Genomic DNA, 25,936 nt, shown 5'->3' on the forward strand with positions numbered 1-25,936 from the left:
CCGTGCCCTCTGCGCCAGGCGAGATGGCGCGGTGGCCGCCGAAGTGGCGCAGAGCGGATGCCCCGCGCCGGCCGCCCGGCACGTCTCCGACCTCAGCGGAGGTCGTAGACCCGCTTGTACTTGCCCTCGCTGCGCGGCAGGGCGCCCGGCTCCTCGAGCTGCACGGCGACCGTCGAGCCGACGTGCACCTTGATGCGCTGCGCGAGGACGACCGCGGCGGCCTCGCACGTCTCGATCGAGAGGTCGGGGTGCCGCTCGATGCGCACCTTCAGGGCATCCATTCGCCCCTCCTTCGAGAGCTCGAGCACGAAGTGCGGCGTGAGCTGCTCGATGCCGAGCACGAGCTCCTCGATCTGCGTGGGGAACAGGTTCACGCCGCGCAGGATGATCATGTCGTCGTTGCGGCCCGTGATCTTCTCCATGCGACGCATGCCGGGACGGGCGGTGCCGGGCAGCAGGCGGGTGAGGTCCCGCGTGCGGTACCGGATGACCGGGAACGCCTCCTTCGTGAGCGACGTGAACACGAGCTCTCCCAGGTCGCCGTCGGCCAGCACGGCGCCGGTGTCGCCGTCGATGATCTCGGGCAGGAAGTGGTCCTCCCAGAGGTGGGGGCCGTCCTTCGTCTCGAGGCACTCGTTGCCCACGCCCGGTCCCATGACCTCGCTGAGGCCGTAGATGTCGAGCGCGTCGAGCCCGAGGCGCTGCTCGAGCTCGTGGCGCATCTCGTTGGTCCACGGCTCGGCGCCGAGCACGGCGACCTTGAGCGACGTGGAGCGCGGGTCGATGCCCTGCTCGACCATGGCGTCGGCGATCGTGAGCAGGTAGCTCGGCGTGCAGAGGATCGCGTCGGGCTCGAAGTCCCGGATGAGCTGCACCTGGCGCGCGGTCTGGCCGCCCGACATCGGGATGACCGTCGCGCCGAGCTTCTCGATGCCGGCGTGCGCGCCGAGTCCGCCCGTGAAGAGCCCGTAGCCGTAGGCGTTGTGCACCTTCATGCCGGGCCGGATGCCGCTGGCCCGCAACGACCGGGCGACGAGCGTCGCCCAGCGGTCGAGGTCGCCCGCGGTGTAGCCGACGACGGTCGGCCGGCCGGTCGTGCCGCTCGAGGCGTGGATGCGCGCGACCCGCTCCATGGGCACGGCGAACATGCCGAAGGGGTAGGTCTCGCGCAGGTCGGCCTTGGTCGTGAACGGCAGCTTCGCGACATCCGCCAGCGAACGGATGTCGCCGGGCTGCACGCCCGCCTCGTCGAACTTGCGTGTGTAGAGCGGCACGTGCTCGTAGGCGTGCCACACGGTCTGCTGCAGCCGCTCGAGCTGGAGCGCCTCGATCTCGGCGCGGGACATCCGCTCCTCGGGGTCGAGCTCGGCGGCGGGCACGGGCTCGAGGCCCGAGACGCTGGGGGAGATGGTCGTCGTCGACACGTGGTGCTCCTGTGTGTGGTGGCCGGTCCCTGAGCCTGTCGAAGGGACCGTGTCCGGGGTGCGTTCCCTTCGACGAGCTCAGGGAACGGCGCGGTTCGTGGAGAGGGAACGGCCGCGGAACTCGGCGACCGCGTCGCCGTGCTCGTCGACGACCGAGACGTCGTAGAGTCCGGTGCGGCCCGACCGGGTGCGGCGGACGGCGGTCGCGGTGAGGGTCTGCCCCGCGCGAGTGGACTTCAGGAAGGTGATGTCGGCGCCCGCCGCGACGGTGACGTTGTCGTCCTCGTTGCAGGCGATGGCGAAGGCCGTGTCGGCCAGGGTGAAGACGAGGCCGCCGTGGGTGATGTGGAAGCCGTTCGTCATGTCCTCGCGCACGAGCATCGACACGACCGCGTGGCCGGGATCGTCGCGCTCGACGACCATGCCGAGGGCGGCGGAGGCGAGGTCGCGGTCCATCATGGCGCGATTGGCCTGGCTCGTGGCATCCGTCATGCGCTGCTCCTCGTCGAGTTGCGCGCCGTTGCTGCGGCGCTGAAGATGACTATATACTAACTGAACGATCGGTTAGTAATACCGGATGCCGCGGCGTACCGCCGGCGCCGGATACCGCCAGAACACAGGAGTCGACGATGACCGCACCCGCAGACCTCAGCGTCGCCAGTCGTGAGGAGCACGACGAGGCCGCCCAGGCGCTGTTCGACGACCTCATCGCCAAGGACTCGCGCATCGAGCCGCGCGACTGGATGCCCGAGGCGTACCGCAAGACGCTCATCCGGCAGATCAGCCAGCACGCGCACTCCGAGATCATCGGCATGCAGCCCGAGTCCAACTGGATCTCGCGGGCGCCCAGCTTGAAGCGCAAGGCGATCCTCATGGCCAAGGTGCAGGACGAGGCGGGCCACGGGCTCTACCTCTACTCGGCCGCGCAGACGCTCGGCATCGGGCGCGAGGAGATGATGCAGCAGCTCATCGAGGGCCGGGCGCGCTACTCGTCGATCTTCAACTACACGACGCCGACCTGGGCCGACATGGGCGCCATCGGGTGGCTCGTCGACGGCGCCGCGATCTGCAACCAGGTGCCGCTGTGCCGCGCCTCCTACGGACCGTACGGCCGCGCGATGGTGCGCATCTGCAAGGAGGAGTCGTTCCACCAGCGGCAGGGCTTCGAGATCCTGCTCGAGCTCATGCAGGGCACCGAGGCGCAGCGCGAGATGGCGCAGGATGCGGTGAACCGCTGGTACTGGCCGAGCCTCATGATGTTCGGCCCGCCCGACGACCAGTCGCCGAACTCGGCGCAGTCGATGGCGTGGAACATCAAGCGCTTCTCGAACGACGAACTGCGCCAGCGCTTCGTCGGCATGCTCGTGCCGCAGGCCGAGGTGCTCGGCGTCACGCTGCCCGACCCGAACCTGGCGTGGAACGAGGAGCGCCAGGCGTACGACATCAGCGAGATCGACTGGACCGAGTTCAACGAGGTGCTCGCCGGCCGCGGACCCGCGAACGCCGAGCGCCTGCGCCGCCGGCGCGAGGCCCACGAGGACGGCGCCTGGGTGCGCGAGGCGGCCGCCGAGTACGCCCGCAAGCAGGCCGAGCGCGCGAAGGCGGTGGCGTGATGAGCACTCCGGGCGAGACGGGCACCGAGGCCTGGCCCCTCTGGGAGGTCTTCGTGCGGGCCAACCGCGGCCTCAGCCACGTGCACGTCGGGTCGCTGCACGCGCCCGATGCCGACATGGCCGTGCGCAACGCGCGCGACCTCTACACGCGCCGCAACGAGGGCGTCTCGATCTGGGTGGTGCCCGCCGACGCGATCACCACGAGCGACCCCGACGCGAAGGGCGCGTTCTTCGAGAGCCCCGCGGGCAAGAACTACCGCCACGCGGTGTACTACACGAAGTCCGAGGGGGTGAAGCACCTGTGAGCGACGTTCGTTCGTCGAGTAGCGCCGCCGGAGGCGACGCGTATCGAGACGCAGACCCGGTTCGGGATGCCCACGGCGACGTCTCCGTCGACCAGGTCGAGCTCGTCGAGGAGCTCGCGGGTGCCGGTCTCACGGGCACCGGCGGCACGGCATCGGCGGATGCCGCGGAGTACGCGATGCGGCTCGGCGACGACGCCCTCGTGCTCGCCCAGCAGCTCGGCATGTGGATCACCCGCGCGCCCGAGCTCGAGGAGGACGTGGCCCTCGGCAACATCGGCCTCGACCTCATCGGGCACGCCCGCTCGCTGCTGCACTACGCGGGCAGCGCCACCGGCCGCAGCGAGGACGACCTCGCGTACTGGCGCGACGAGCCCGAGTGGCGCAACGCCTGGATCTTCGAGCAGCCCAACGGAGACTTCGCGCACACGATCGCCCGCCAGCTCGTGGTCGCGACGTATCTGCTCGAGCTCTACGGCGAGCTCTCGGCGTCGACCGACCCGACCCTCGCCGCCGTCGCGGCGAAGGCGGCCAAGGAGGTCGACTACCACCGCGACCACGCCGTGCAGTGGACGCTCCGACTCGCGCACGGTACCGACGAATCGCGTCGCCGCATGACGATCGCGATCGCCGACACCTGGCCGTACATCGACGAGCTCTTCGAGGACGACGAGCTCACCGAGCGCCTCGCCGCCGACGGCGTCGCGGTGCTGCCGTCGACGCTGCGCGCCCGGTTCGACGAGGTCATCGCCGCCGTGCTCGCCGAGGCCGAGCTCGAGCCCCCGACCGGCCGCACGGCGTTCATCGCCGCCGGCCGCGGACGCTCCGGCGGCCACACCGAGCACCTCGGCCCGCTGCTCGCGGAGATGCAGGTGCTCGCCCGCCAGCACCCGGGGGCGTCGTGGTGACCGCGGTGGCGGCATCCGTCGCCCGGCCCGTGCCGAGCGACCCGGCCGCCCGACGCGCCTGGGACGTGGCCGCGACCGTGACCGACCCCGAGATCCCCGTGCTCACGATCGAGGACCTCGGCGTGCTGCGCTCGGTCGAGGTCGCCCCCTCGACGAGCTCAGAGGGCGTCGCGGTGCGCGTGCAGCTGACCCCGACGTACAGCGGATGCCCCGCGCTCGACGCCATGCGCGACGACGTGCTGGTCGCGCTCACCCACGCCGGCTACGACGAGGTGCAGATCGACCTCGTGCTCGCGCCCGCGTGGACCACCGACTGGATGAGCGACGCCGGCAAGGAGAAGCTGCGCCGCTACGGCATCCAGGCGCCTACCGGTCACGCCGCGGCGAAGCAGGGGCCCGTGCGCCTGCAGCTCTCGGTGAAGTGCCTGCGCTGCGACTCGCTGAACACGCGCGAGCTCGCCCGCTTCGGCTCGACGTCGTGCAAGGCGCTGTACGAGTGCCGCGACTGCCTCGAGCCCTTCGACTACTTCAAGGTGCTCTGATGGCGGCGCGCAACCTGGGGTCGATCGGACTCGGGTTCGGCACGTCGACCGGCACCGCCCCGAGCTCCGCGCAGCCCGTGGACAGCTCCGTGGCCGAGGCGTTCCTCGCGTCGACGGTCGGCGGTGAGCACGTCGCGAAGCGCCACCGGGCGCGGTTCCACGAGCTCGAGGTCGCCGAGGTGCGTCCGCTCACGGCCGACGCGGTCGAGGTGACCTTCGCGGTGCCCGAGGAGCTCGCCGACAACTACACGTACCTGCCCGGGCAGTACGTCGCGCTCCGCAAGGAGCTCGACGGGCACGAGCGCCGCCGGAGCTACTCGATCTGCCGACCGCCCGAGCGCGGCAGCATCTCGGTCGCCATCAAGCGCGACCTCGGCGGCATCTTCTCGTCGTGGGCGAACTCCGAGCTGCAGGCGGGCGACACGCTCGACGTGATGAGCCCGCAGGGCACGTTCACCTCGACGCTCGACGCGCTCGACGGCAAGCACATCGTCGGCATCGCCGCCGGCAGCGGCATCACGCCGCTCATGGCGCTCGCGCACACCGTGCTCTCACGGTCGGCGACGGCGGAGTTCGAGCTCGTCTACACGAACCGCTCGACCCTCGACGTGATGTTCCTCGAGGAGCTCGCCGACCTGAAGGACCGCTACCCGTCGAGGCTCGCCGTGCACCACGTGCTCTCGCGCGAGCAGCGCACCGCGCCGCTCCTCTCGGGCCGCATCGACGCCGAGAAGCTCGGCACCATGCTCGACGTGCTCATCCGGCCCGAAACCGTCGACGAGTGGTTCCTCTGCGGACCCTTCGAGCTCGTGCAGCTCGCCCGCGACACGCTCGCCGCGACCGGCGTCCCGGCCGACCACGTGCGGTACGAGCTGTTCACGACCGACGCCGACCGCGTCGAGCCGCGGCACGGGCGCCCCGTCGAGGTGAAGCAGGGCGAGGAGACCGTCGCCATCGAGTTCACGCTCGACGGGCAGTCCTCGACCGTCGAGAGCCCCGTGTCGGCGAACGAGTCGATCCTCAACGCGGCGCTGCGCGTGCGCCCCGACGTGCCGTTCGCGTGCGCGGGCGGCGTGTGCGGCACATGCCGCGCGCGCCTCGTCGAGGGCAGCGTGAACATGACCGAGAACTACGCGCTCGAGCCCGACGAGCTGGAGCGCGGCTACGTGCTCACCTGCCAGTCGCACCCGAAGTCCGACCGCGTCGTGGTGGACTATGACGTCTGAGCGTGAGACGCTGCTCGCGCTTCTCAGGAGCACCCGGCCCGCATCGCACGCTTCTCAGGAAGACACGCCGGGAGCGCGACCGAATCACCGAGAACGTCCTGAGAACGGGATTGAGAGGCGCAGATGATCGAACTCAGCGTTGCCGACGGCGTGGCCGAGGTCGTGCTGAACGCCCCCGACAAGCTCAACGCGCTCGACGTCGCGGCGCTCGCCGAGCTGGCCGAGGCGTACGCGTCGGCCGAGCGGGCCGCGGAGGCCGGTGACGTGCGCGCGCTCGTGCTGCGCGGCGAGGGTCGCGCGTTCTGCGCCGGCCGCGACATCTCGGGCGTCGACCCGCGCGACGACGACGTGCTCGGCTACCTCGGCGGGCGCGTGCAGCCGCTGCTCGAGCGGATGGCGTCCTTCCCGGCGCCCACGTTCGCGGTCGCCCACGGCGCGTGCCTCGGCGTCGGACTGGGACTGCTCATCGCGAGCGACATCGTCTACGTCGCCGAAACCGCGAAGATCGGGTCGCCGTTCGCGAACCTCGGCGCCACGCTCGACTCGGGCGGCCACGCGCTGTTCTTCGAGCGGCTCGGCGCGCACAAGACCATGGACCTCATCGTCACGGGCCGGCTCATGTCGGGCACCGAGGCGGTGGCCGCGGGCCTGTTCTCGCAGGTGTTCCCCGCCGACGAGGTGACGGATGCCACCCGCGCGGCGGCCCGCGCCGCGGCATCCGGGGCCACCCAGGCGTTCGTGGCGTCGAAGGCGCTCATCGCGTCGCTGCGCGACGACCGCCTCGGGCACTGGCAATCGATGGACCAGGAGAACCGCGCGCAGGCGGCGCTCTGCGACACGGACGACTACCGCGAGGGATTCGCGGCGTTCCAGCAGAAGCGCCGGCCGGAATTCACCGGTCGGGGCTGACTCCCGAGGGTTGAGGAGCGGCGGAGCCGGGTCTCGAAACCCCGTGCCTGCACGAGCGGGTTTCGAGACGGCGCTGCGCGCCCCCTCAACCCGCGAGGTCGGGCAGCGCCCGCTGCGTGCCGGCGAGGCGCGCCTCGTCGAAGAGCACGCGCCCGGCGCGCTCGTAGAGTTCCATCGCCTGCTCGGCAGTGTCGCCGACGGCGGTCATGCCCACGCGGCCGTGCTCGGTGATCGAGCTGATCATGTGGAACACGATCCCGGTCTGCCGCGACTGGTCGAAGTGCAGGCCGTGCCGCGCGACGACGTCGAACAGGTCGCCGACCGAGAGCGCACGGAGCTCCCCGCCCTCGAGGTGATCGGTGGCCACGAGGTGCTTCTCGGCGCCCTCGGGAGTGAGGAAGCGGCCCGTCTCGGCGTCGTACCGCCCGTCGGTGAGGAACTGCAGCGTCAGGAACGGATGCGTCGTGCCGCCCTTGCGGAGGTTGAGCTCGATCGCGTACGCGGACCATCCGCCCGCGGCATCCCGCATCGTGACGAAGTCGACCGCGAACCGCCCGAGCACGCCCTCGGCGGCCAGCCGCTCGCCGATCGCCGCCGCCGGCTCGCTGATGAGGCGGGAGTACGCGGGGTCGGCCGGGAACACGCAGCCCAGGTAGCTCTGCCCGCTCGCGCCGCCGAGCAGCTGGTCGTGCGTCGACAGGAGCTCGACGGTGCCGTCGGGAAGCGAGCGCAGCTGCACGCTCGGGCTCAGCAGCTCCTCCCCGACGATCCGCTCCTCGACGATGCCGCCGTCGGACTCGAGCCTCGCGACGTACGCGGCGAACGGGATGTCCCTCGCCTCGAGCTGCATCCCCTCGACGCGCTCGGCGATCGCCGCCCGTCGCTCGGCCGGGGGCAGACCGCCGACGCCGGCGAGGTCGACGAGCGCGTTGCCCGCCCCCGAGACGCCCTCGTTGAGCTTGACGATGACCTGGCCGATAGTGGGGCGGGCGTCGAGCAGGTCGCCGATCGCATCGACCACCTCGTCGAGGCCGTGCAGGTCCTCGGCGCCGAGGGGGTACGGCACCCCGACCTCGCCGAAGAGCCGGCGGCATCCGGTTTTCGTGCCGAGGTCCGACAGCCGTGGATCGGAGCCGTACATCGGGATGCCCAGGGTGAGCGCCAGGTCGCGCTCGAGTTCGGTCGTGTTGTACGGGATGAGGTGGCTGCGTGCGCGGTTCGGGATGAGCGCCGCGATCTTCTCGAGCAGCCTCGGACGCTCGAGCAGCTTCACGCTCAGGGGGCGGGGCGACGCGTCGCCCACGGACACCATCGTGAGGCGGGCCTGCGCGTGGCTCGGGATGACCCCGGGCAGGAGCGCGAGGTAGTACTCGATGATGCGCGGGTCGACGGGCATCGACGAGACGTAGATCATCCGGAGCCGCGGCTGGCGGAGCAGGAGCAGCAGGAAGAGGAACCGCTCCTCGAACGCCTGCGCCATGCTGCCGCTGCCGCTCCCCGGGACCGTGCGGCTCAGCGTCACCGACGGGACGACGACGACCGACTCGTCCTCGAGCCCGATTCGCATCGCGTCCCACACGGATGCCATGCGGTCCTGGAGCCGGTCGAAGCGGAGGTTCCGGGCGTCCTCGTCCAGGTCGGACAGCGTGGCGGCGTCGGATGCCGTCGCCGTCGGTGCCGCGGTCCCATCGAGCGTGGTCATGTCCCCACCTGCGCTTCCGTGTCGTCGATGCCCGTGATCGCGAACGCGCGCACGGGCTTGCTGAAGCCGCGCAGGTCGAGCTCGCCCACCGGCTCGCCCATCGCCATTCCCTCGGCCGCCGAGTACACGCGCTGGGCCACGAGGATCTGCCCGGCATCCGCCACCGCGCACAGCCGGGCGGCCAGGTTCGTGACGCTGCCGATCGCGGCGTAGTCGAACCGCCCCTCGAAGCCGATGCGGCCGAGCGTCGCGTACCCCTGCGCGATCCCGATGCCGAAGCCGAGGTCGTTGCCACGCCGGCTCCAGTCGTGGGCGAGCTCGGCGACGCGCTCCCGCATCGCGACGGCCATCGCCACGGCGCGCCCGGCGGGGTCGTCCACCGGGAGCGGATCGTTGAAGAACACCATGAGCCCGTCGCCCGTGAACCGCTCGAGCGTGCCCTCGAACCGGTAGATGAGCTCACCGAGCGCGTGGTGGTACTCGGCGAGGACGCCCATGACCTCCTCGGGCTCGCTCGCCTCGGCGAACGAGGTGAACCCCCGGAGATCGCAGAACACCACGACGATCTCGCGCCGATGGCTGGCCAGCACGCCCTCCTCGCCCGAGTCGAGCACCACGTCGACGAGCTGCGGGGAGAGGAAGCGCCGGAGCCGGTTGACCCGCTCGAGCTCGGCGACCTGCGCGTCGACGCGCGCCTCCAGCTCGACGTTCCACGCCGCGAGCTCCTCGGCCTGCCGCTCGATCGTGTCGTGGTATCGCTTGATGCGGGCCAGCGACGCGACGCGGGCGAGGAGCTCGCCCTGGTCGAACGGCTTGCTCACGAAGTCGTCGGCACCCGCCTCAATCGCGCGCACCTTCTCCTGCTCCCCGCTCGCGGTGATCATCACGACCGGCAGGTAGGCGAACTCCGCGCTCGCCCGGATGCGGCGGCACACCTCGTATCCGTCGAGGCCGGGCATCAGGATGTCGAGCAGCACGAGGTCGGCGCCGGCGGTCGGCAGCATCGCGAGCGCCTCCTCGCCCGAGGTCGCCGTGAGCACCCGGTAGCCGCGGGGGCTCAGGACCGCGTCGAGCAGCCGGAGGTTCTGGGGCAGGTCGTCCACCGCGAGGATGGTGACCTCGTCACGGGGCATCGGTCCGTCCGTTGCTCAGGAACTGGCTCACCTGCTCGGGCAGCGCCCTGACGCTGATGGGCTTGCCGAGGTAGCCGTCGAAGCCCTCGCGGGCCGTGCGCTCCCGGTCCTCCTTCATGGCGAACGCGGTGACCGCCACCACTGGCACCGAGCCGAGCCGGGGGTCCTGTCGCAGGAGGCGCAGCGCCTCGTACCCGTCGATGCCGGGGAGCTGCAGGTCCATGAGCACCAGGTCGGGCGAGCACGTCCCCGCGAGCTCCACGCCCTCCTCGCCGCTGTGCGCCTCGACCACGTCGTACTCGAAGGCCGTCAGCACGTCACGCACGAGCTTGAGGTTCAGCGGGTTGTCCTCGACGACGAGGATGCGTCGGCCGGGCATCATCCCGCCTCCTCCGGACCTGAGGCCAGCCGCCCGTTGCGACCCGAGAGCGAGCCCGAGTGCACCGCGCCGACCCGCCGCAGCGCGCCGACGAGCTCCTCGCGGCCGACGGGCTTCACGAGGTAGTCCGTCGCGCCCAGCGTCATGCCGCGCGAGCGCTCGTCGAGGATCGAGACGATGATCACGGGGACCGCGCTCATCGCCTGGTCCTCTCGTACACGGGTGAGCACCTCCCAGCCGTCAAGTCCCGGCATCCGGATGTCGAGCACGACCGCCGCCGGCCCGTGCGCCCGGATGAGCTCGAGCCCCTCCTCGCCGTCGCGGGCGTGCACGACCTGCACGCCCAGCCCGTCGAGGTAGGCCGTCATGAGGTCGAGGGATGCCCGGTCGTCGTCGATGACGACCACGACCGGGAGGTTCGCCTGCTCGGCGGGCTGGGGCGCCTGCGCGACCACCGGTCCATCGAGGGGCAGCGTGAAGCCGAACGTGCTGCCGCGGCCGACCTCGGACTCGAGCCACATCCGACCGCCGAGCAGCGCGACGATCCGGCGGCACAGCGTGAGGCCGAGGCCGGTTCCCTCCTCGCGCTGGGTGCCGCGACCGCCCTGCTGGAACGACTCGAAGATGCGCTCGCGGTCGTCCGCCGGAATGCCGTCGCCGTCGTCGGTGACGGTCACGGCCAACTCGTCGCCGTCGCGCCGGGCGACCACCGCGACGTGGCCGCCGTCGGGCGTGAACTTCACCGCATTGCTCAGCAGGTTGAGCAGCACCTGCTTGACGCGCAGCTCGTCGGAGTCGATGACGTCGACCGTCGGATCCACCTCGAGGCTCAGCGTGAGCCCGTGCATCGCCGCGCGCTCGCGCACCATCGAGAGGCCGTACTCCATGGCCGACGACACCGAGAACGTCGACGGCGCGAGCTCCATCCGCCCCGCCTCCACCTTGGAGAGGTCGAGGATGTCGTTGAGCAGGTTGAGCAGGTGCCGGCCCGAGCTCAGGATGTCGCGGAGGTACTCGTCCTGGCGGTCGTTGAGCTCGCCGAACATCCGCTCCAGCAGCACCTCCGAGAACCCGATCACCGCGTTGAGCGGCGTGCGGAGCTCGTGCGACATGCTGGCCAGGAACTCGGACTTGTGCTGGCTCACCACCTCGAGCTCGGCCGTCTTCGTCTCGAGCTCGCGGAAGAGCCGGGCGTTCCAGACCGCGAGCGCCGACTGGCTCGCGAACGTCTCGAGGAACTCGATGGTCTCGTTCGAGAAGCCGCCGGGCCGCTTGCGGCGCACGACGAGTGCGCCGATGATCTGCGACCCGCGGAGCACCGGCACCGTGAGCACCGAGCGCCAGCCGTCGTCGTGCAGGAGCTGCAGGTGCGGATCGAGCTCGACGGTGTCGAGGTCCGCGACCCACATCGGGTGGCCCTCGAGTGCGGCGCGCCCGACCAGCGTGGTGTCGAGGTCGATGCGGATGCCGCGGAGCTTGCGCAGGAGCTCGGCGCTCGACGCGTACGCGCTGCGCACCGAGAAGCTCCGGTCCTCGGGGACGTACTCCATGATGGAGCCGCCGTCGCACCCGGCGAACCGCACGGCGTTCATGATGATGCTCGAGAGGACCTCGTCGAGCACGAGGCTCGAGCTCACCGCCTCCCCGACCTCGCTGAGCGCCTCGAGCTGCTCGATCCGCCGTGCGAGCTCGGCGCCGCGCGCCTCGAGGGCGCGCACGAGGTGCACGTTGCGCACGACGACCGCGGCCTGCGCCGCGAACGCCTCGAGCAGCGCGATCGCCCGCGCGTCGAACGGGGCGACCTCGGTGCGGAAGAGCGAGAGCGTGCCGACCACGTCGTCATCGAGCATCATCGGCGCCGAGATGAGCGTGCGGAAGCCGCCGATCTGCTGCAGGTCGAGCCGGCCGTACTCGGGATCGATGAGCACGTCGGAGACCTGCATGATCCGTCGGTCCTGCACCGCGCGGCCGACGAGCGACCGCCGGTCGAGCGTCAGCGGGTTGGCCTCCACGTAGGCGACGAACTCGTCGGACAGGCCGACCGAGCTGGAGAGGGCGAAGTGATCGCCCTCGACGAGGTAGATCTGGCCGGCGGCGGCGCGGCACAGGCGTCGCGCGCTCTGCACGACCGTGTCGAGCACGGCGTCGGGATCCGAGGAGGACCGACCGAGCGCGGTGAGCACCTCGTTCATCGCCGCGAACTGCTCGGTGGCGTCGGTGTAGTCGCGCTGGAGGCGTTCGAAGTCCTCCTCGCTGATGCTGCTGCGACCCCGCTCGCTCAAGATGGCCTCTCCTTCGCTGGAGAGAGTTCGCACGAACGCGACTTCAGCCGTATTCTCCACCCGCCGGAACGGGGGCTGCAATCACCTCGTTCGCGTGACAGCGACTGAGCGGGGGAGGTTCGTCGACCTCAGCGGTGCGCGTCCTCCTGGTCGTGCTCCTCGATGTCGCGGCCCAGGTCGTCCTCGATGAGCAGGTCGCGGCGCACGTGGTCGGTGCGGTACGCCGACCGGCCGAGCATGTGCGCGGTCATCGGCTGCGTGAGCAGCTGGAAGGTCATGACCAGCACGATGGTCGTGAGCACGCCCCACGTCGGCACCTGCAGGAGGATCGCGAGCACCACGGCGGCGAGGCCGAGCACCTGCGGCTTCGTCGCGGCGTGCAGGCGGGTGAGCACGTCGGGGAACCGCACGATGCCGATGCCAGCGGCCATGGAGAGGAAGGCGCTCACCAGGATGAGCACGCCGACGACGATCTCGGTGGCGTTCACGAGGCATCCTGCTTCGCCATGAACCGGGCGATGGAGATCGACCCGACGACCGCGAACATCGCGAGGATGAGCATGACCACGAGGGTGTCGGTGTGCTTGTTGATCGCCATCTCGGCGCCGAGCGCGCAGATCGCGATGGCGAGCAGCACGTCGGTCGCGAGCGCCCGGTCGAGGATCGACGGCCCGCGGATGATGCGGAAGACCGCCGCGAGCGCGCCGATGCCGAACATGACGCCCGCGATGATGCTGACGACGGTGAGGAAGGTCATGGGGTCCGTCCCTTCTCGGCGGCGCGCCGCGCGCGCTGCTCCTCCCGCACGGCGACCGCCTGGGCGTGCGTGCCGATCGCGAGCACGATGCGCTCCTCGGTGCCGAGCACCCCGCGCCTGGTGCGCTCGATGTCGGCCTCGGTGCGGGTGCCGAGCGCGTGCAGGTAGAGCAGACCGCGCTCGCGGTCGATGTCGACCACGACGGTGCCCGGCACGACCGAGATCGCCTCGGCGGTGAGGGTCGTGACGAGGTCGGAGCGGGTGAGCAGCTGCACGGCGATGATCGAGTTCATCGGCTTCCACCGCGGGTTCACGGCGAGAAGGGCGACCTGCAGCGACGCGACGACGACGTCGAACATCATGCGCAGGCCGAGCAGCAGGCCGCGCCACGGGTTGAAGCGTCCGCTGAGGAGCACGGGCGGCAGGTAGAGCACGCGCGTGACGGCGATCGCGAGGATCACGCCCGTCACGACCGTGAGCGTGTCGACGTGGTCCCAGAGGAAGAGCCACAGGGCGACGAGCCCGATGAGCAGCGGCAGCTGCCGCCACACCGACCGCCAGCGCGACACCTCGAGCTCGGGCCGGCTCATCGAATGCCTCCGGGGAACACGAGCGAGACGTATGCCTCGGGGTTGACGAGGTCGAACGAGGCGCGGTCGGTCAACTCGAAGAGCGGACCGGCGAACACCGTGAGCAGCACCGTGACCACCACGAGCGTCGTGGTCGCCGCGACCATGAGCATCGGAGTGGTGCGCGTCGCGGTGACGGTCGCGCCCTCTGGCGCCTCCTGCACCGAGCCGAGCAGCACCGACTCGTACCCCTCGAGCTCGTCGCGTCCGCGCCAGAACGCCATGTTCCAGAACCGCGTCAGGGCGTAGAGCGTGATGAGCGAGGTGGCGGCGCCCGCGGCGATCACGGCCCAGGTCAGCCAGGCCATGCCCGCGGCATCCGCAGCGCCCGCCTGCTCGGCCCCGGCGAGGAAGAGGCCCGTCTTGCCGAGGAAGCCCGAGAACGGCGGGATGCCGCCGAGGTTGAGCGCCGGGATGAAGAACAGGATCGCGAGGAAGGGCGACGCCTTGAGCAGGCCCGCGAGCCGGTTGATGGAGGTCGCGCCGCCGAAGCGCTCGATGAGTCCGGTCGTGAGGAACAGCGTCGTCTGCACGGTGATGTGGTGCACCACGTAGTAGATCGTGGACGCGAGGCCGAGCTGCGTGCCCACGGCGATGCCGAAGATCATGTAGCCGATGTGGCTCACGAGCGTGAACGAGAGGAGTCGCTTGATGTCGGCCTGCGTGAGCGCGCCGAGGATGCCGATGAGCATCGTGAGCCCGCCGACGACCATGAGCAGCACCGTGAGGTCGCTCTCGGTGAAGATCACGGTCTCGGTGCGGATGATCGCGTAGACGCCGACCTTCGTGAGCAGGCCGGCGAACACGGCGGTGACCGGTGCGGGCGCGGTCGGGTAGGAGTCGGGCAGCCAGAACGACAGCGGGAACACCGCCGCCTTGATGCCGAAGGCGATGAGCAGCAGCAGGTGCAGGATGAGCTGCACGCTGTCGGGGAGCTCGGCCAGGCGCACCGAGAGCTGCGCGATGTTCACGGTGCCGGTCGCGCCGTAGATGAGCGCGATCGCCGAGAGGAAGAACAGCGACGAGACGAGGCTCACGATGATGTACGTGACGCCGGCGCGGATGCGCTCGCCCGTGCCGCCGAGCGTGAGCAGCACGTAGCTCGCGGACAGCAGGATCTCGAACCCGACGTACAGGTTGAACAGGTCGCCCGCGATGAATGCGTCGAACACGCCCGCCGACAGGATGAGGTAGCTCGGGTGGAAGATCGACACCGGCGTCTCGCGGTGGCGGTCGGCAACGCCCTGGCCGACGGCGTACACGAGCACCACGAGCAGCACGATCGCCGAGATGAGCAGCATGATCGCCGACAGGCGGTCGACGACGAGCACGATGCCGTACGGCGCCGGCCACGCGCCGATCGACACCACGGTCGGCTCGCCCGCGTCGACGGCGCCGAGCAGCACGGCGGCGATCACCGTCACCGTGCCGAGCACGCCGGCGCTCACGGCCATCTGCGCGCGGCGGTGGCGGCCGAGGATGAGCGCGGTCGCCGCCCCGAGCAGGGGCAGCAGCACCACGAGCGGCACGAGCACGGCGGTCATCGGTCGTCACCCCCGTCGCTGCGGTCGCGAGCGGATGCCTCGAGTTCCAGCTCCTCCTCGAACCCCTCGTCGGGCTCCTCGTCGCTCGCGTCGATGATCTCCTGGATCGCCGCGTCGTCGGCAGCGGAGCTGCGGATGAGGTCGGCGGCCTCCTCGGCGTCCTGCACGTCCTCCTCCTCGTCGTCGACGAGGTCGCCCTTCGTGCCGAGCTGGGCGAGCCACCACGACCGGTAGATGAGGGCGAGCATGAACGCCGTGATGCCGAGGTTGATGACGATCGCGGTCAGTACGAACGCCTGCGGCAGCGGGTCGGAGATCTCGTCGGGGTCGACGCCCTCGCCGAGGATCGGTGCGAGGCCCGGGGTGCCGCTCATGAGGTAGATGAGGATGTTCACGGCGTTGCCGACGAGCAGGAATCCGATGAGCACGCGGGTGAGGCTGCGCTCGAGCATGATCGAGATGCCCGCGCCGAAGAGCACGGCCATGAGCACGACGAGCGTGAGCGAGGCGGTCATCGGCGCACCTCCTCGGCGGTGTCGGAGGCGCGGTCGGTCGTGGTCAGCGGGGTCTCGAGCTCGGCGTCGAGGTGCTCGGGGCGCTCGGCGATCTCGGGTCCCTCGCCCTGCTCGAGGTCGGCGCCGGCCGCCGCGCCACCGCGGTCGAGGTCGCCGCCCTCCTCGCTCTCGTCGCCGGCCAGCTCCTCCTGGCGGTCGACCTCGCCGCCGAGCGAGCGGAGGATGTCGAGCACGAGGCCGACGACCACGAGGTAGACGCCGATGTCGAACAGCGTCGAGGTGCCGATCGAGATGGTGCCGATGAGCGGCAGCTCGGCCTCGAACCAGGCCGACTCGAGCGGGGCGCCGCCGAACAGCAGCGAGGCCGCCGCGGTCCCCGCGGCGAGCAGCAGGCCCGTGCCGAGCAGGCGTCCGGCGTCGACGGGGGCCGCCTCGCCGAGCTCGTACCGCCCGCCCGCGAGGTAGCGGGCGACGAGCGCGAGGCCGGCGAGCAGGCCGCCCGCGAAGCCGCCGCCCGGGGCGTTGTGGCCCACGAAGAGCAGGTAGACCGACACGATGATCGCGGGGTGGAACAGCAGCCGCACGAGCACCTCGATGAGGATCGAGCGGTTGCGGGGCGAGAGCGTGCGACCGGCGAGGAGCCACGTCTGCCGGGTCGAGGCGGCTTCGGCCGCGGCATCCGTCTCGCCCTCGGTCTCGGCGAGGCTCGTGCGCGGGGCGCGGATGCTCGACGCCTCCTCGGGGACCGGGCGGAGGCGCTGGCGCCGGTCGACGGGCACGTCGAGCTCGGCGAGGTCGAGTCGCGGCGCGCCGCCCGTGCGGCCCGAGACGAAGATGAGGCTCGCGACGCCCGTCGCGACCGCGACGAGCACCGAGATCTCCCCGAGCGTGTCCCAGGCACGGATGTCGACGAGCATGACGTTCACGATGTTCTTGCCGTGCGCCTCGATCGCGAGCGCCGGCAGCCCGTCGGCGATGGTCGGCTCGATGCGCGCGCCGAGCGCCACCAGGCCGATGATCCCCATCACGATGCCGGCGAGCGCGCCGATGATGCCGCGGGCGACCTTGTGCACGGGCGGGTTGCGCTGCGCGATCTGCTTCGGAAGGCGGCGGAGCACGAGCACGAACACCACGAGCACGATCGTCTCGACGAGCGCCTGCGTGAGCGCGAGGTCGGGCGCGCCCGACATGCCGAACAGCAGCACGAGGCCATAGCCCGTGACGCTCACGAGCAGCACCGCCGTCATGCGCTGCTTGACGGTGGCGGCGGCGAGTCCGGCGATCGCCATGACGAACGCGAGGAACGGCTGCGCCGGGTAGTCCCAGAGCCGCACGCCGTCGGGCCAGGCTGTGTTCATGACGGATGCCGCGCCGAGCCCGCCGATGAACACGGCGACGATGATCGCCAGGTAGCCGGGCAGCCCGCGGTGCTGGATCGCCGTCGTGACCGCCGCTGCGACGCGGTCGACGACGGACACGATGCCGAGGTAGCCGCGCGCCGAGTCCACCATCGGGGTCACCGCGGCCTGCAGGCGGGCGACGCGTACGCGACCCCAGACGAGCAGCGCGCCGAGCGCGAAGACCGCGAGCGAGATCCACAGCGCGGGCTCGAGCCCGTGCCAGAGCGCGAGGTGGTAGTCGTGCGGGCCCGGCAGCTCGTCGGCGTACGCGGCGAGCAGCGGCTCGATCGCCGGGATCGCGAACGCCGCGACGAGGCTCGCCGCCGAGAGGATGCCGGGCGCCAGGCCGATGAGCGGCGACTCCGCGTGCAGCGGTGTCGGCTCGACGCTGCGGCGGGTCCAGAACGCGCCCCACACGAAGCGGACGGAGTACGCGACAGTGAGCACCGAGCCGAGGAACGCGCCCACCAGCGCGACCCACGCCCACGACTCGCCGGCCGCCGCGGCCTCGAGGAACGCCGTGAAGACGGCCTCCTTCGCTACGAACCCGAGCAGCGGCGGGATGCCCGCCATCGACGCGGCGGCGAGGATCGCGATCGTCGCGATCACGGGCATGCGGCGGCCGAGCCCAGAGAGCTTACGCCAGTCGCGCGTGCCGGCGGCGTGGTCGACGATGCCGACCACGAGGAAGAGCGCGGCCTTGAACAGCGCGTGCGCGAGCAGCAGCGTGACGCCGGCGAGCGCCGCGTCGCGCGTGCCGTAGCCGGTGACGAGCACGAGGAACCCGAGCTGGCTCACCGTGCCGTAGGCGAGCAGGAGCTTGAGGTCGTACTGGCGCAGCGCACGCCAGCCGCCGACGAGCATCGTGAGCACGCCGAGTCCGATGACGATCGGATGCCACACCGTCAGGTCGGCGTACCCGGGCGCCATGCGCGCCACCAGGTACACGCCCGCCTTCACCATCGCCGCGGCGTGCAGGTACGCCGACACCGGCGTGGGGGCGGCCATGGCCGCGGGGAGCCAGAAGTGGAACGGCACGAGCGCGCTCTTCGAGATGGCCCCGACGAGCACGAGCGCGATGCCCCACTCGCCCGCCGCGCCGGTCACGGGGTGCGCCACGAGCTCCGAGAGCGAGGTGGTGCCGCCCGCGACGACGAGCAGCACGAGGCCCACGAGCATCGCGAGGCCGCCGAACGTCGTGACGGTGAGGGCCTGCAGGGCCGCGCCTCGGCTCTCCTTCCGGCCGGTGTAGTGGCCGATGAGGAGGTACGAGAGCACGCTCGTCGCCTCCCAGAAGACGAACAGCAGGAACACGTCGTCGGCCGTGACGAGGCCGAGCATCACCCCTGCGAAGGCGAGGAGGAGCGCCGCGAACCGCCCGAGCGCGGGCTCGTCGTCGCGGAAGTAGTGCGTGCAGTAGAGGAGCACGAGCGCGCCGACGCCGGTGACGATGAGCGCGAGGAGGAGCGCGAGGGCGTCGAGGCGGAACGACAGCGCGATGCCGAGCTGCGGGATCCACGGCACGACCTCGACGACCGGCGTGCCCGCGAGGACCCCCGGCAGCCACGTGAGGAGCAGGACAAAGACCGCGGCGGGCACCAGCGCGATGATCGGGAAGACCCGGCGGCCGAGCAGCCTCGTTGCGAGCGGCGTGAGGAGCGCGACGACGCCGAATGCGACGAGGCTGGCGATCATCCGACCTCCCAAGCCTCGCGCAACATTCCGTCCGACCAGTCTACCGAAGGCCGAAGGGTGTTTAGGTCGATTTATCGACGCTTCATAAAGCAGCCAAAGACTCATAAACTCGGGGCGTGGACGCCGTCAGCAATCCGTACACACCCAATGCCGGGGCGACGCCCGAGATCGTGGTCGGACGAGACGACCAGCTCGAGGCGTTCACCGTCCTGCTCCAGCGCCTCGAGCGGGGTCGCACCGAGCAGTCGATGGTCATCACGGGTCTCCGTGGGGTCGGCAAGACCGTCCTCCTCGGCAGGTTCGGCGAGATCGCGCGCCGTGCCGGGTGGGAGGTCGTCGAGATCGAGGCGAGCAAGCACGACGACACGCGCTTCCGCCAGGCGATGTTCTCGCAGCTCAAGGCCGCCCTGCTCCGCCTCTCGCCGCGGGCGCGGTGGACGGATCGAGCGCGTCGCGCCGCGGAGGTGCTGAGCGCCTTCGCGGTCTCCGTCGACCAGAAGGGCACGTTCAGCGTCAGCTGGGACGTGCCCGCCGCCGAGGGCGCCGGCGATCACGGCGACCTCTCGATGGACCTGACCGACGTGTTCGTCGCCCTGGGGGAGGCGGCCGAGGAGCAGGACCGGGGCGTCGCGCTCCTCGTCGACGAGGTCCAGTTCCTGGGGCGGAGCCAGCTCGAGGCGCTCATCCAGGCCGTGCACAAGACCGTCCAGCGCCGTCTGCCGATCACCTTCGTCGGGGCGGGCCTGCCGCAGATCGCGGAACTGGCCGGCGACGCGAAGAGCTACGCGGAACGCCTCTTCACGTTCCCCTCGGTCGGGTCGCTCGACGACGAGGACGCGAGGAAGGCGCTCATCGAGCCCGCGCTCCTCGAGGGCGTGACGTTCGACGACGATGCGGTCAAGCTCGCGATCCGCATCACCCAGGGATACCCGTACTTCATCCAGGAGCTCGGCTACCAGGTCTGGGGCGTCGCGACCGAGCACCGCATCCGGCGCGCCGACGTGGCGGCGGCTCGGGAGGCGTACGAGGCCAAGCTCGACGGGTCGTTCTTCCGCGTCCGCCTCGATCGGGCCACCCCGCTGCAGACCGCCTACCTGCGGGCGATGGCCGAACTCGGCCCGAAGCCGCAGAAGGCATCGGATGTCGCGCGGGTCATGGGGCGGGAATCGACCCAGCTCGGGCCGACCCGGGCCGAGCTCATCGACATGGGCCTGCTATACACGCCCGAGCACGGCTACGCCGCGTTCACGGTTCCCGACTTCGACGCCTTCATGCTGCGGGCCGTGCCCGAGCTCCACGTGCCCGAGATCCAGAAGCGGAAGCGGAGAGAACCCTGATGACCGCGTCTCCCATGCCGATCCTCATCACCGCCGACGACCTCGCCCGTCGCCTCGACGACGAGCAGACCGCAGGGTCGAACACCCGCACGGTTGTGCTCGACGTGCGCTGGTCGCTTCCCGTGCCCGACGGACGCCCGGCATTCCTGGCGGGGCATATCCCAGGAGCCATCTACGTGGACCTCGACCGTGACCTCGCCGACCACGCGGTCACCGGCCGTGGGCGGCACCCGCTGCCGGCGGAGGCGGCGTTCACCGAGGCCATGCGCTCGTGGGGCCTGCGCGACGGCGACACCGTGGTGGTCATGGACGACCTCGGGAACCAGTCCGCGGCGCGAGCGTGGTGGCTGCTGCGCCACGCCGGGTTCGGCGACGTGCGGATGCTCGACGGCGGGCTCCGGGCCTGGGCCGCGGCGGGGCATCCGCTCGAGGAGGGCACGACCACCGCCGAACGCGGCGACGCCACCGCGCACTTCGGCGCGATGCCGCTCATCGACGCCGACGGCGTGGCCGCCCTGCCGGCGACCGGCGTCGTGCTCGATTCGCGCGCGGCGGAGCGATATCGGGGCGAGGTCGAGCCCATCGACCCGCGCGCCGGCCACGTGCCCGGCGCGCGCTCCGCGCCCACCGCGGCGAACCTCGACGCCGACGGGCGCTTCCTCGCGCCCGACGAACTCCGTGCGAAGTATGCCGCGCTCGGCATCGAGCCCGGCACGGCCACGGCGGCCTACTGCGGCTCGGGCGTCACGGCGGCGCACCAGGTCGCGGCCCTCGCGCTCGCCGGCATCGACGCGGCGCTCTTCCCCGGCTCATGGAGCCAGTGGTCGAACGAGCCAGGGCGCCCGGTCGCGACCGGGGGCGAGCCCGGCGACCCCGTGCCATCCGTCGGGGGCTCGCAGAACTAGTCGGGGCGGCGGCCGACGGCGATGATCGTCGTGGCGTCGACGGCGTGCACGTCCGCGTCGGCAATCGCCGCGAGGTACCGCTCCCGCACCGCGTCGAGCTCCGACTCGTCGAGCCCGTCGACCAGTCCGTGCAGCCCGGTGCCCTGCACGAGGAGCCAGGCGACTTCGGGGGTGAGGTCGACGTGCCGCTGCACGGCCTCGGCCCGCACCTCGACGAGGCCGAGTTCGGTCAGCCAGTGCGCGAGGCTCCCGGCCGTGTCCGCTGCGACGACGGTGTGCGGAGGCTCGGCGGCGGCGTCGGATTCCTCGTCGGCCGGTTCCTCGGGCTCCTCGTCGGACTCGGCCGCCGCCGATCCGCCGGCCGTGGCCGATCCGCCGGCCGCGGCGGCGAGCAGCCCGGGCAGCGGATCCAGCGAGTCGCGCGCCCAGACCGCGATCACGATGCGACCCCCCGGCCGGGCGCGCTCGACCAGGTGACGGGTCCCCGCGGTGACGTCGTCGAACGCCCCGATGCCGAGCACGCACTGCACGAGGTCGTAGCCGTCGGGCTCCCACTCGGCCGGATCGGCGACGTGCAGCTGCAGCTGCGGCATCCGCTCGCCGGCTCGCTCGCGGGCCAGCTCGACCAGCGACGCCATCGGCTCGACGGCGTCGACGAGGCCGCCGACGCCCACGAGCTCGGCCGTCGGCAACGCGGATGCCCCGTCGCGCGCGTACGCGTCGAGCACGCGTTCATCGAACTGCGGATGGGACCGAAGGAGCACGGCCGTGGAGATCGTGTCCCAGAGCACCTCGTCGAGTCCGGCGACGGATGCCGCGGACTCGGTGAACTCCCCAGCGGAATCGGGTACGGTCGTCGTGTCCCCCATCTGCCCATTCTCGTCCTGATCCGGCGGAAATCCGAAGTCTCAGGCAATCGAGAGCCAGCACCGGGCAGACTGGCAGTTCGCGCTTCCGATCGAAACGAGAATCCCCCTCATGAACCGTGCCCTGCGCCGCACTGCGCCTGTCGCACTCGCTGCCGCCGCCGCGCTCGTCCTCGCGGGCTGCGCCGCCGGCCCCGGACCCGAGACCACGACCCCGGCCGCGGCCGACTGCATGGACGTGCCGTCCGGGTCGCTCAGCGACAGCGTGAAGGTCGAGGGCGACTTCGGTGCCTCGCCGACGGCGACGTTCACGACGCCGCTCGAGGCCGATGAGCTCGAGCGCACGGTCCTCATCGAGGGCGACGGCGAGGTGACCAAGTCCGGCGATGACGTGAACGCGATCGTGAGCGCGTTCTCGGGCACCACCGGCGAGCAGGCCTTCTCGCAGCCGGCCACCATCACGGCGGGCGACGACAGCGTGTTCGACGCGTTCCTCGCGGGCATCGACTGCGTGCCGACCGGCTCGCGCACCGTCACGGTCGCGCCGGCCTCCACACTCTACGGCGAGCAGGGCAACGAGACGATCGGCATCGCGCCGAACGAGACCGTCGTCATCGTGGTCGACGTGCAGGAGCCGCTCAAGCCCGCCGAGTGGAAGAAGGACGTGCCCGAGGTGAAGTTCGGCGCCGAGGGCGAGCCGCCCACGGTGACCCTGCCCGACACGGCCCCGCCGGCCGAGTACCAGCTCAAGGTGCTCGAGGAGGGCGACGGCGCCGAGGTGCAGTCCGGCGACAACGTGACGCTGCACTACCAGGGCACCAGCTGGGACACGGGCGAGGTCTTCGACCAGTCCTACGGTGGCGACCCCGCCCAGTTCACGACCGACGCGGTCATCCAGGGCTTCGGCGCTGCGCTCGTCGGCCAGAAGGTCGGCACGAAGCTCATCGTCACGATCCCGCCGCAGTACGGCTACGGCACCGACCCGAACGGCGGCGAGCTCGCCGGCCAGACGCTCGTGTTCGTCGTCGAGATCATCGACACCGCGCCCGCGACGGAGCAGGGCCAGTAGGCACGTCGGGCGGCCGTCGCGCGACGCGCGTCACGGCCGCCCGGCCAGCCCGCCGAACCCGGCGGTGAGGCCCCACCAGTAGACCGCGGCGATCGCGCACCACGAGAGCACGACGAAGGCGGTGTCGCGAGCGCGCCAGCGGCTGACCGTGCGCTCGGTGCGCGTCGGGTGCGCGCCGAACGCCCGCGCGTCCATCGCGAGGGCGACGCGTTCGGCGTGGCGGATCGCGCTGGCGAGCAGCGGGATCGCGACCGCGAGGGTGCGACGCACCGCGGCGATCGGGCCGCGTCCGTGGTCGAGTCCGCGCACGCGCTGGGCCGCCCGGATCACCTCGAGCTCGTGCCCGAACCGCGGCACGAAGCGCAGCGCCGCCAGCGCGGTGTAGCCGATCCGATAGGGCACGCGGAGGTTCTGCACCAGGGCGCGAACGAGCTCGGGACCCGACGTGGTCAGCCCGGCGATGAGGCTCAGCACGAGCAGCGCCGCGATGCGAAGCGCCGCGGCGAGCCCGATGAGGTAGGCCGCGAGCGTGAACTCCCAGCCGCCGATCTCGACGAGCACGACGGATGCCCCGGGGCTCCCGGTCGGGATCCGGCTCGGGTCGACCCAGACCCCGAAGCTGACGCCGAGCACGGCGACGAGCACGGGCAGGCCGATGAGGAGCAGCGCGACCCAGCGCGCCCGGAGCCGGGCGCCGACGAGCAGGACCGCGAGCGACAGCAGGATGAGCACCGTCGGGATCGCGAGGCCGCGCGTGAAGATGAGCGCGATGATGGCGGGCAGCGGCGCGGCGAGCTTCGCGAGCGGGTTGAGCGCGTACAGGAATCCGCCCCGCGGCGCGCGACGCTCGGCGTAGGGATCGACGATGGTGCTCGCCGCGCCGGTGTCCGTGGTGTCGGACACCGGCGCCTGCAGCGCCTCGCGCGCCTCGCGGGCCTCGGCCGAGGCGGTCATGCGGCGCCTCCCGACGATCCCGCCCGCCGTGACGGCAGCTGCGACATCCGCGTGACCGCATGCCACTCGGGATGCCGCGCGAGCCCGCGGGTCGCGCGTGCGAGCGGCGGGTGACGGAGCCCGGCCTCGTCGATGAGCGGCCCGGCGAGCACCTCGGCGGTGGGTCCGGAACCGAGCACGCGGCCATCGGCCATGACGGCCACGCGCGTGGCGTAGTCGGCGACGAGCTGCAGGTCGTGCGTCACGACGAGCACGGTCGTGCCCTCCTCGTGCAGCGCGCGCAGCACGTCGAGCAGCTCCGCCGCGCGCTCGCGGTCCTGGCCGAACGTCGGCTCGTCGAGCGCGATGACCGGCGCACCGGCGATGAGGGCCGTGCCGACCGAGAGGCGGCGCTTCTGCCCGCCCGAGAGCAGGAACGGATGCTGCCCCCGGAGTTCGCCGAGGCCGAAGCGCTCGAGCATGCGCGCGACCTCGCCCGCACGCTCGGGCTCGGGCACGTCCTGCATCCGCAGGCTCGTCTCGAGCTCGTCCTCGACCGTGGTGGCGACGAACTGGTGTTCGGGGTTCTGGAAGACGAAGCCGATCCGGCGGCTGCGCTCACGCGAATCGGCGCGCTGCGGGTCGAGGCCGAGCACGTCGACGGTGCCGGATGCCGCGGGGATGACTCCTGCGAGGGCCTGCAGCAGGCTCGTCTTGCCGGCCCCGTTCGTGCCGACGACCGCGAAGAACTCGCCGGCCGCGACGTCGAGGTCGATGTCGTGCACCACGACCGGACCGCGGCGTCCGCCCCGGCGCACGGAGAGCCTGCGGACGCGGATGGCGGGGGCGGGGGCAGGGCCGGCCGGGGCCGTCTCCGCCGACGCCGCCGCCGGCGCCGCCTGCCCGCCCGCCACATCGACGAGCGGCGCGGGCAGGTCCTCGACCGCGTCGAGCGCGGCGGCGAGCTCGGCGGGCGTGAGCGGCAGCGGATCGAGCTCGACGCCGGCGGCGCGGAGCCGCAGCGCCGCGAGCGTGGAGACCGGGAGCCAGACGCCGAGGCCGAGCAGCTCCTCGACGTGGTCGCGGAGCACCTCGCGCACGGGTCCGTCGAACGCGACGCGGCCCTCGGCGTCGAGCACGACCGCCCGGTCGACGATGTCGACGGCGGCGTCGAGGTTGTGCTCGACGAGCACGATCGCGTGGTCGCGCGTCGACGCGAGCTCGCGCAGCACGGCGTAGACCTCGTCGATGCCGGCGGGGTCGAGGTTGGCGGTCGGCTCGTCGAGCACGAGCACGGGCGCCGCCATCGCGAGCGCGCAGGCGATGGCCAGGCGCTGGCGGCCGCCGCCCGAGAGCCGATCGGGATTGTCGGCCCGCCGCTCCCAGAGCCCGACGAGCTTGAGCGCCCGTTCGGCGCGTGCGAGCACCTCGTCGGCGGGCACGAGCTGGTTCTCGGGGCCGAAGCAGACCTCGTCGAGGAGCGTGCCGGTGACCACCTGGGCGTCGGGGTCCTGGAACACCATCGCGACGTGCGCGCTGAGCACGCCGACGGGATGCTCCCGGCTGTCGAGCCCGGCGATCGAGACCGTGCCGTCGAGCGCCGCGGGCACGGCGTGCGGTACGAGGCCGTCGAGCGCGAGCGCCAGCGTGGATTTGCCGCAGCCCGACGGTCCGAGTACGAGCACGACCTCGCCGGCCCGCACCGCGAGGCTCACGCCGTCGGGCGTCGCGCGGGTCGCACCGTCGTGGCGGATGCGCACGGCATCGAGCTCGAGCAGGGGAGCGGTCATCGGGAGTCCCGGTCGTGCCGGCTGCCGCCGGCGGGCGAGGCGTCGCCGACGGTGTCGGCTTAGGACAGCCTAACCT

Annotated in this window: 24 protein-coding genes; 9 read left to right on the top strand and 15 right to left on the bottom strand. The window is 71.7% G+C overall.

Going from position 1 to position 25,936, the window contains the following annotated elements; genetic code table 11:
- Window positions 1-92: 92 nt before the first annotated feature.
- Both paaK and paaI read right to left on the bottom strand, forming a co-directional pair.
- On the bottom strand, window positions 93-1,346 hold the full coding sequence (gene paaK / locus ACFVN5_RS03955; RefSeq protein WP_376954307.1) for a phenylacetate--CoA ligase PaaK: 1,254 nt from the start codon (window positions 1,344-1,346) through the stop codon (window positions 93-95).
- Between the two features lie 156 nt (window positions 1,347-1,502).
- On the bottom strand, window positions 1,503-1,916 hold the full coding sequence (gene paaI / locus ACFVN5_RS03960; protein WP_376953360.1) for a hydroxyphenylacetyl-CoA thioesterase PaaI: 414 nt from the start codon (window positions 1,914-1,916) through the stop codon (window positions 1,503-1,505).
- A 137-nt stretch (window positions 1,917-2,053) separates the two neighbouring features.
- Between paaI and paaA the strand changes: the two genes are divergently transcribed.
- The 6 genes from paaA to ACFVN5_RS03990 all read left to right on the top strand — a co-directional run bounded on the left by paaA (window position 2,054) and on the right by ACFVN5_RS03990 (window position 6,924).
- Window positions 2,054-3,037 (top strand): 1,2-phenylacetyl-CoA epoxidase subunit PaaA, encoded by a 984-nt coding sequence (paaA, locus tag ACFVN5_RS03965; RefSeq protein ID WP_376953361.1) that lies wholly within the window; start codon window positions 2,054-2,056, stop codon window positions 3,035-3,037.
- The gene (paaB, locus tag ACFVN5_RS03970; protein ID WP_136707718.1) at window positions 3,037-3,342 is read left to right on the top strand and encodes a 1,2-phenylacetyl-CoA epoxidase subunit PaaB; all 306 of its coding nucleotides are present in this window, start codon (window positions 3,037-3,039) and stop codon (window positions 3,340-3,342) included. The genes paaA and paaB overlap by 1 nt, the downstream gene beginning before the upstream one ends.
- On the top strand, window positions 3,339-4,247 hold the full coding sequence (gene paaC / locus ACFVN5_RS03975) for a 1,2-phenylacetyl-CoA epoxidase subunit PaaC (RefSeq protein ID WP_376953362.1): 909 nt from the start codon (window positions 3,339-3,341) through the stop codon (window positions 4,245-4,247). The genes paaB and paaC overlap by 4 nt, the downstream gene beginning before the upstream one ends.
- Window positions 4,244-4,789 (top strand): 1,2-phenylacetyl-CoA epoxidase subunit PaaD, encoded by a 546-nt coding sequence (gene paaD, locus ACFVN5_RS03980; protein WP_376954309.1) that lies wholly within the window; start codon window positions 4,244-4,246, stop codon window positions 4,787-4,789. Before paaC ends, paaD begins: the two co-directional genes overlap by 4 nt.
- Window positions 4,789-6,015 (top strand): 1,2-phenylacetyl-CoA epoxidase subunit PaaE, encoded by a 1,227-nt coding sequence (paaE, locus tag ACFVN5_RS03985; RefSeq protein WP_376953363.1) that lies wholly within the window; start codon window positions 4,789-4,791, stop codon window positions 6,013-6,015. The genes paaD and paaE overlap by 1 nt, the downstream gene beginning before the upstream one ends.
- Window positions 6,016-6,138: 123 nt before the next feature.
- Window positions 6,139-6,924, top strand: a complete 786-nt coding sequence (locus ACFVN5_RS03990; protein ID WP_376953365.1) for an enoyl-CoA hydratase/isomerase family protein — start codon at window positions 6,139-6,141, stop codon at window positions 6,922-6,924.
- 85 nt (window positions 6,925-7,009) lie between these two features.
- On the opposite strand, the gene ACFVN5_RS03995 is transcribed toward ACFVN5_RS03990, so the two are convergent.
- The 10 genes from ACFVN5_RS03995 to ACFVN5_RS04040 form a co-directional block, all read right to left on the bottom strand.
- Window positions 7,010-8,626: a peptide ligase PGM1-related protein gene (locus ACFVN5_RS03995; protein WP_376953366.1), complete on the bottom strand. Its 1,617-nt coding sequence runs from the start codon at window positions 8,624-8,626 to the stop codon at window positions 7,010-7,012.
- Window positions 8,623-9,759 (bottom strand): adenylate/guanylate cyclase domain-containing protein, encoded by a 1,137-nt coding sequence (locus tag ACFVN5_RS04000; protein ID WP_376953367.1) that lies wholly within the window; start codon window positions 9,757-9,759, stop codon window positions 8,623-8,625. Before ACFVN5_RS04000 ends, ACFVN5_RS03995 begins: the two co-directional genes overlap by 4 nt.
- Window positions 9,749-10,141 (bottom strand): response regulator, encoded by a 393-nt coding sequence (locus ACFVN5_RS04005; RefSeq protein WP_376953368.1) that lies wholly within the window; start codon window positions 10,139-10,141, stop codon window positions 9,749-9,751. The genes ACFVN5_RS04000 and ACFVN5_RS04005 overlap by 11 nt, the downstream gene beginning before the upstream one ends.
- Window positions 10,138-12,420 carry a GAF domain-containing protein gene (locus ACFVN5_RS04010; protein WP_376953369.1) on the bottom strand — a complete coding sequence of 761 codons (2,283 nt, stop codon included), beginning with the start codon at window positions 12,418-12,420 and terminating at the stop codon, window positions 10,138-10,140. The genes ACFVN5_RS04005 and ACFVN5_RS04010 overlap by 4 nt, the downstream gene beginning before the upstream one ends.
- Window positions 12,421-12,548: 128 nt before the next feature.
- Window positions 12,549-12,908, bottom strand: a complete 360-nt coding sequence (mnhG, locus tag ACFVN5_RS04015) for a monovalent cation/H(+) antiporter subunit G (protein WP_376953370.1) — start codon at window positions 12,906-12,908, stop codon at window positions 12,549-12,551.
- Complete coding sequence (locus tag ACFVN5_RS04020; RefSeq protein WP_376953371.1) at window positions 12,905-13,177, bottom strand: monovalent cation/H+ antiporter complex subunit F; 273 nt, start codon at window positions 13,175-13,177, stop codon at window positions 12,905-12,907. The genes mnhG and ACFVN5_RS04020 overlap by 4 nt, the downstream gene beginning before the upstream one ends.
- Window positions 13,174-13,767, bottom strand: coding sequence for a Na+/H+ antiporter subunit E (locus ACFVN5_RS04025; protein WP_376953372.1), 594 nt, complete (start codon window positions 13,765-13,767; stop codon window positions 13,174-13,176). The genes ACFVN5_RS04020 and ACFVN5_RS04025 overlap by 4 nt, the downstream gene beginning before the upstream one ends.
- On the bottom strand, window positions 13,764-15,350 hold the full coding sequence (locus ACFVN5_RS04030; protein WP_376953373.1) for a Na+/H+ antiporter subunit D: 1,587 nt from the start codon (window positions 15,348-15,350) through the stop codon (window positions 13,764-13,766). The genes ACFVN5_RS04025 and ACFVN5_RS04030 overlap by 4 nt, the downstream gene beginning before the upstream one ends.
- Window positions 15,347-15,865, bottom strand: a complete 519-nt coding sequence (locus ACFVN5_RS04035; RefSeq protein WP_376953374.1) for a Na(+)/H(+) antiporter subunit C — start codon at window positions 15,863-15,865, stop codon at window positions 15,347-15,349. Before ACFVN5_RS04035 ends, ACFVN5_RS04030 begins: the two co-directional genes overlap by 4 nt.
- The gene (locus tag ACFVN5_RS04040; protein WP_376953376.1) at window positions 15,862-18,960 is read right to left on the bottom strand and encodes a Na+/H+ antiporter subunit A; all 3,099 of its coding nucleotides are present in this window, start codon (window positions 18,958-18,960) and stop codon (window positions 15,862-15,864) included. Before ACFVN5_RS04040 ends, ACFVN5_RS04035 begins: the two co-directional genes overlap by 4 nt.
- A gap of 116 nt (window positions 18,961-19,076) precedes the next feature.
- Here ACFVN5_RS04040 and ACFVN5_RS04045 point away from each other — a divergent pair, with 116 nt between their 5' ends.
- Both ACFVN5_RS04045 and ACFVN5_RS04050 read left to right on the top strand, forming a co-directional pair.
- A complete protein-coding gene (locus ACFVN5_RS04045; protein WP_376953377.1) occupies window positions 19,077-20,297 on the top strand; it encodes an AAA family ATPase in 1,221 nt (406 codons plus the stop codon).
- Complete coding sequence (locus ACFVN5_RS04050) at window positions 20,297-21,202, top strand: sulfurtransferase (protein ID WP_376953378.1); 906 nt, start codon at window positions 20,297-20,299, stop codon at window positions 21,200-21,202. The genes ACFVN5_RS04045 and ACFVN5_RS04050 overlap by 1 nt, the downstream gene beginning before the upstream one ends.
- Here the strand turns inward: ACFVN5_RS04050 and ACFVN5_RS04055 are convergent.
- A complete protein-coding gene (locus tag ACFVN5_RS04055; protein ID WP_376953379.1) occupies window positions 21,199-22,071 on the bottom strand; it encodes a class I SAM-dependent methyltransferase in 873 nt (290 codons plus the stop codon). The two genes, ACFVN5_RS04050 and ACFVN5_RS04055, sit on opposite strands and share 4 nt — an antisense overlap.
- A gap of 109 nt (window positions 22,072-22,180) precedes the next feature.
- Between ACFVN5_RS04055 and ACFVN5_RS04060 the strand changes: the two genes are divergently transcribed.
- Window positions 22,181-23,137 carry an FKBP-type peptidyl-prolyl cis-trans isomerase gene (locus ACFVN5_RS04060; protein ID WP_376953380.1) on the top strand — a complete coding sequence of 319 codons (957 nt, stop codon included), beginning with the start codon at window positions 22,181-22,183 and terminating at the stop codon, window positions 23,135-23,137.
- 30 nt (window positions 23,138-23,167) lie between these two features.
- On the opposite strand, the gene ACFVN5_RS04065 is transcribed toward ACFVN5_RS04060, so the two are convergent.
- Together ACFVN5_RS04065 and ACFVN5_RS04070 are read right to left on the bottom strand one after the other, a co-directional pair.
- Window positions 23,168-24,091, bottom strand: coding sequence for an energy-coupling factor transporter transmembrane component T family protein (locus ACFVN5_RS04065; RefSeq protein ID WP_376953381.1), 924 nt, complete (start codon window positions 24,089-24,091; stop codon window positions 23,168-23,170).
- On the bottom strand, window positions 24,088-25,860 hold the full coding sequence (locus ACFVN5_RS04070; RefSeq protein WP_376953382.1) for an ABC transporter ATP-binding protein: 1,773 nt from the start codon (window positions 25,858-25,860) through the stop codon (window positions 24,088-24,090). Before ACFVN5_RS04070 ends, ACFVN5_RS04065 begins: the two co-directional genes overlap by 4 nt.
- Window positions 25,861-25,936 lie beyond the last annotated feature (76 nt).

Origin of the sequence: Agromyces sp. NPDC057865, from assembly GCF_042796995.1 — a bacterium.
GTDB lineage: Bacteria > Actinomycetota > Actinomycetes > Actinomycetales > Microbacteriaceae > Agromyces.

Coding starts and splice junctions, on each gene's coding strand:
- paaK (WP_376954307.1), bottom strand. CDS start 1,346: ATGTCCCGCGCCGAGATCGAGGCGCTCCAGCTCGAGCGGCTGCAGCAG.
- paaI (WP_376953360.1), bottom strand. CDS start 1,916: ATGACGGATGCCACGAGCCAGGCCAATCGCGCCATGATGGACCGCGAC.
- paaA (WP_376953361.1), top strand. CDS start 2,054: ATGACCGCACCCGCAGACCTCAGCGTCGCCAGTCGTGAGGAGCACGAC.
- paaB (WP_136707718.1), top strand. CDS start 3,037: ATGAGCACTCCGGGCGAGACGGGCACCGAGGCCTGGCCCCTCTGGGAG.
- paaE (WP_376953363.1), top strand. CDS start 4,789: ATGGCGGCGCGCAACCTGGGGTCGATCGGACTCGGGTTCGGCACGTCG.
- ACFVN5_RS03990 (WP_376953365.1), top strand. CDS start 6,139: ATGATCGAACTCAGCGTTGCCGACGGCGTGGCCGAGGTCGTGCTGAAC.
- ACFVN5_RS03995 (WP_376953366.1), bottom strand. CDS start 8,626: ATGACCACGCTCGATGGGACCGCGGCACCGACGGCGACGGCATCCGAC.
- ACFVN5_RS04000 (WP_376953367.1), bottom strand. CDS start 9,759: ATGCCCCGTGACGAGGTCACCATCCTCGCGGTGGACGACCTGCCCCAG.
- ACFVN5_RS04005 (WP_376953368.1), bottom strand. CDS start 10,141: ATGATGCCCGGCCGACGCATCCTCGTCGTCGAGGACAACCCGCTGAAC.
- ACFVN5_RS04020 (WP_376953371.1), bottom strand. CDS start 13,177: ATGACCTTCCTCACCGTCGTCAGCATCATCGCGGGCGTCATGTTCGGC.
- ACFVN5_RS04025 (WP_376953372.1), bottom strand. CDS start 13,767: ATGAGCCGGCCCGAGCTCGAGGTGTCGCGCTGGCGGTCGGTGTGGCGG.
- ACFVN5_RS04030 (WP_376953373.1), bottom strand. CDS start 15,350: ATGACCGCCGTGCTCGTGCCGCTCGTGGTGCTGCTGCCCCTGCTCGGG.
- ACFVN5_RS04035 (WP_376953374.1), bottom strand. CDS start 15,865: ATGACCGCCTCGCTCACGCTCGTCGTGCTCATGGCCGTGCTCTTCGGC.
- ACFVN5_RS04040 (WP_376953376.1), bottom strand. CDS start 18,960: ATGATCGCCAGCCTCGTCGCATTCGGCGTCGTCGCGCTCCTCACGCCG.
- ACFVN5_RS04050 (WP_376953378.1), top strand. CDS start 20,297: ATGACCGCGTCTCCCATGCCGATCCTCATCACCGCCGACGACCTCGCC.
- ACFVN5_RS04055 (WP_376953379.1), bottom strand. CDS start 22,071: ATGGGGGACACGACGACCGTACCCGATTCCGCTGGGGAGTTCACCGAG.
- ACFVN5_RS04060 (WP_376953380.1), top strand. CDS start 22,181: ATGAACCGTGCCCTGCGCCGCACTGCGCCTGTCGCACTCGCTGCCGCC.
- ACFVN5_RS04065 (WP_376953381.1), bottom strand. CDS start 24,091: ATGACCGCCTCGGCCGAGGCCCGCGAGGCGCGCGAGGCGCTGCAGGCG.
- ACFVN5_RS04070 (WP_376953382.1), bottom strand. CDS start 25,860: ATGACCGCTCCCCTGCTCGAGCTCGATGCCGTGCGCATCCGCCACGAC.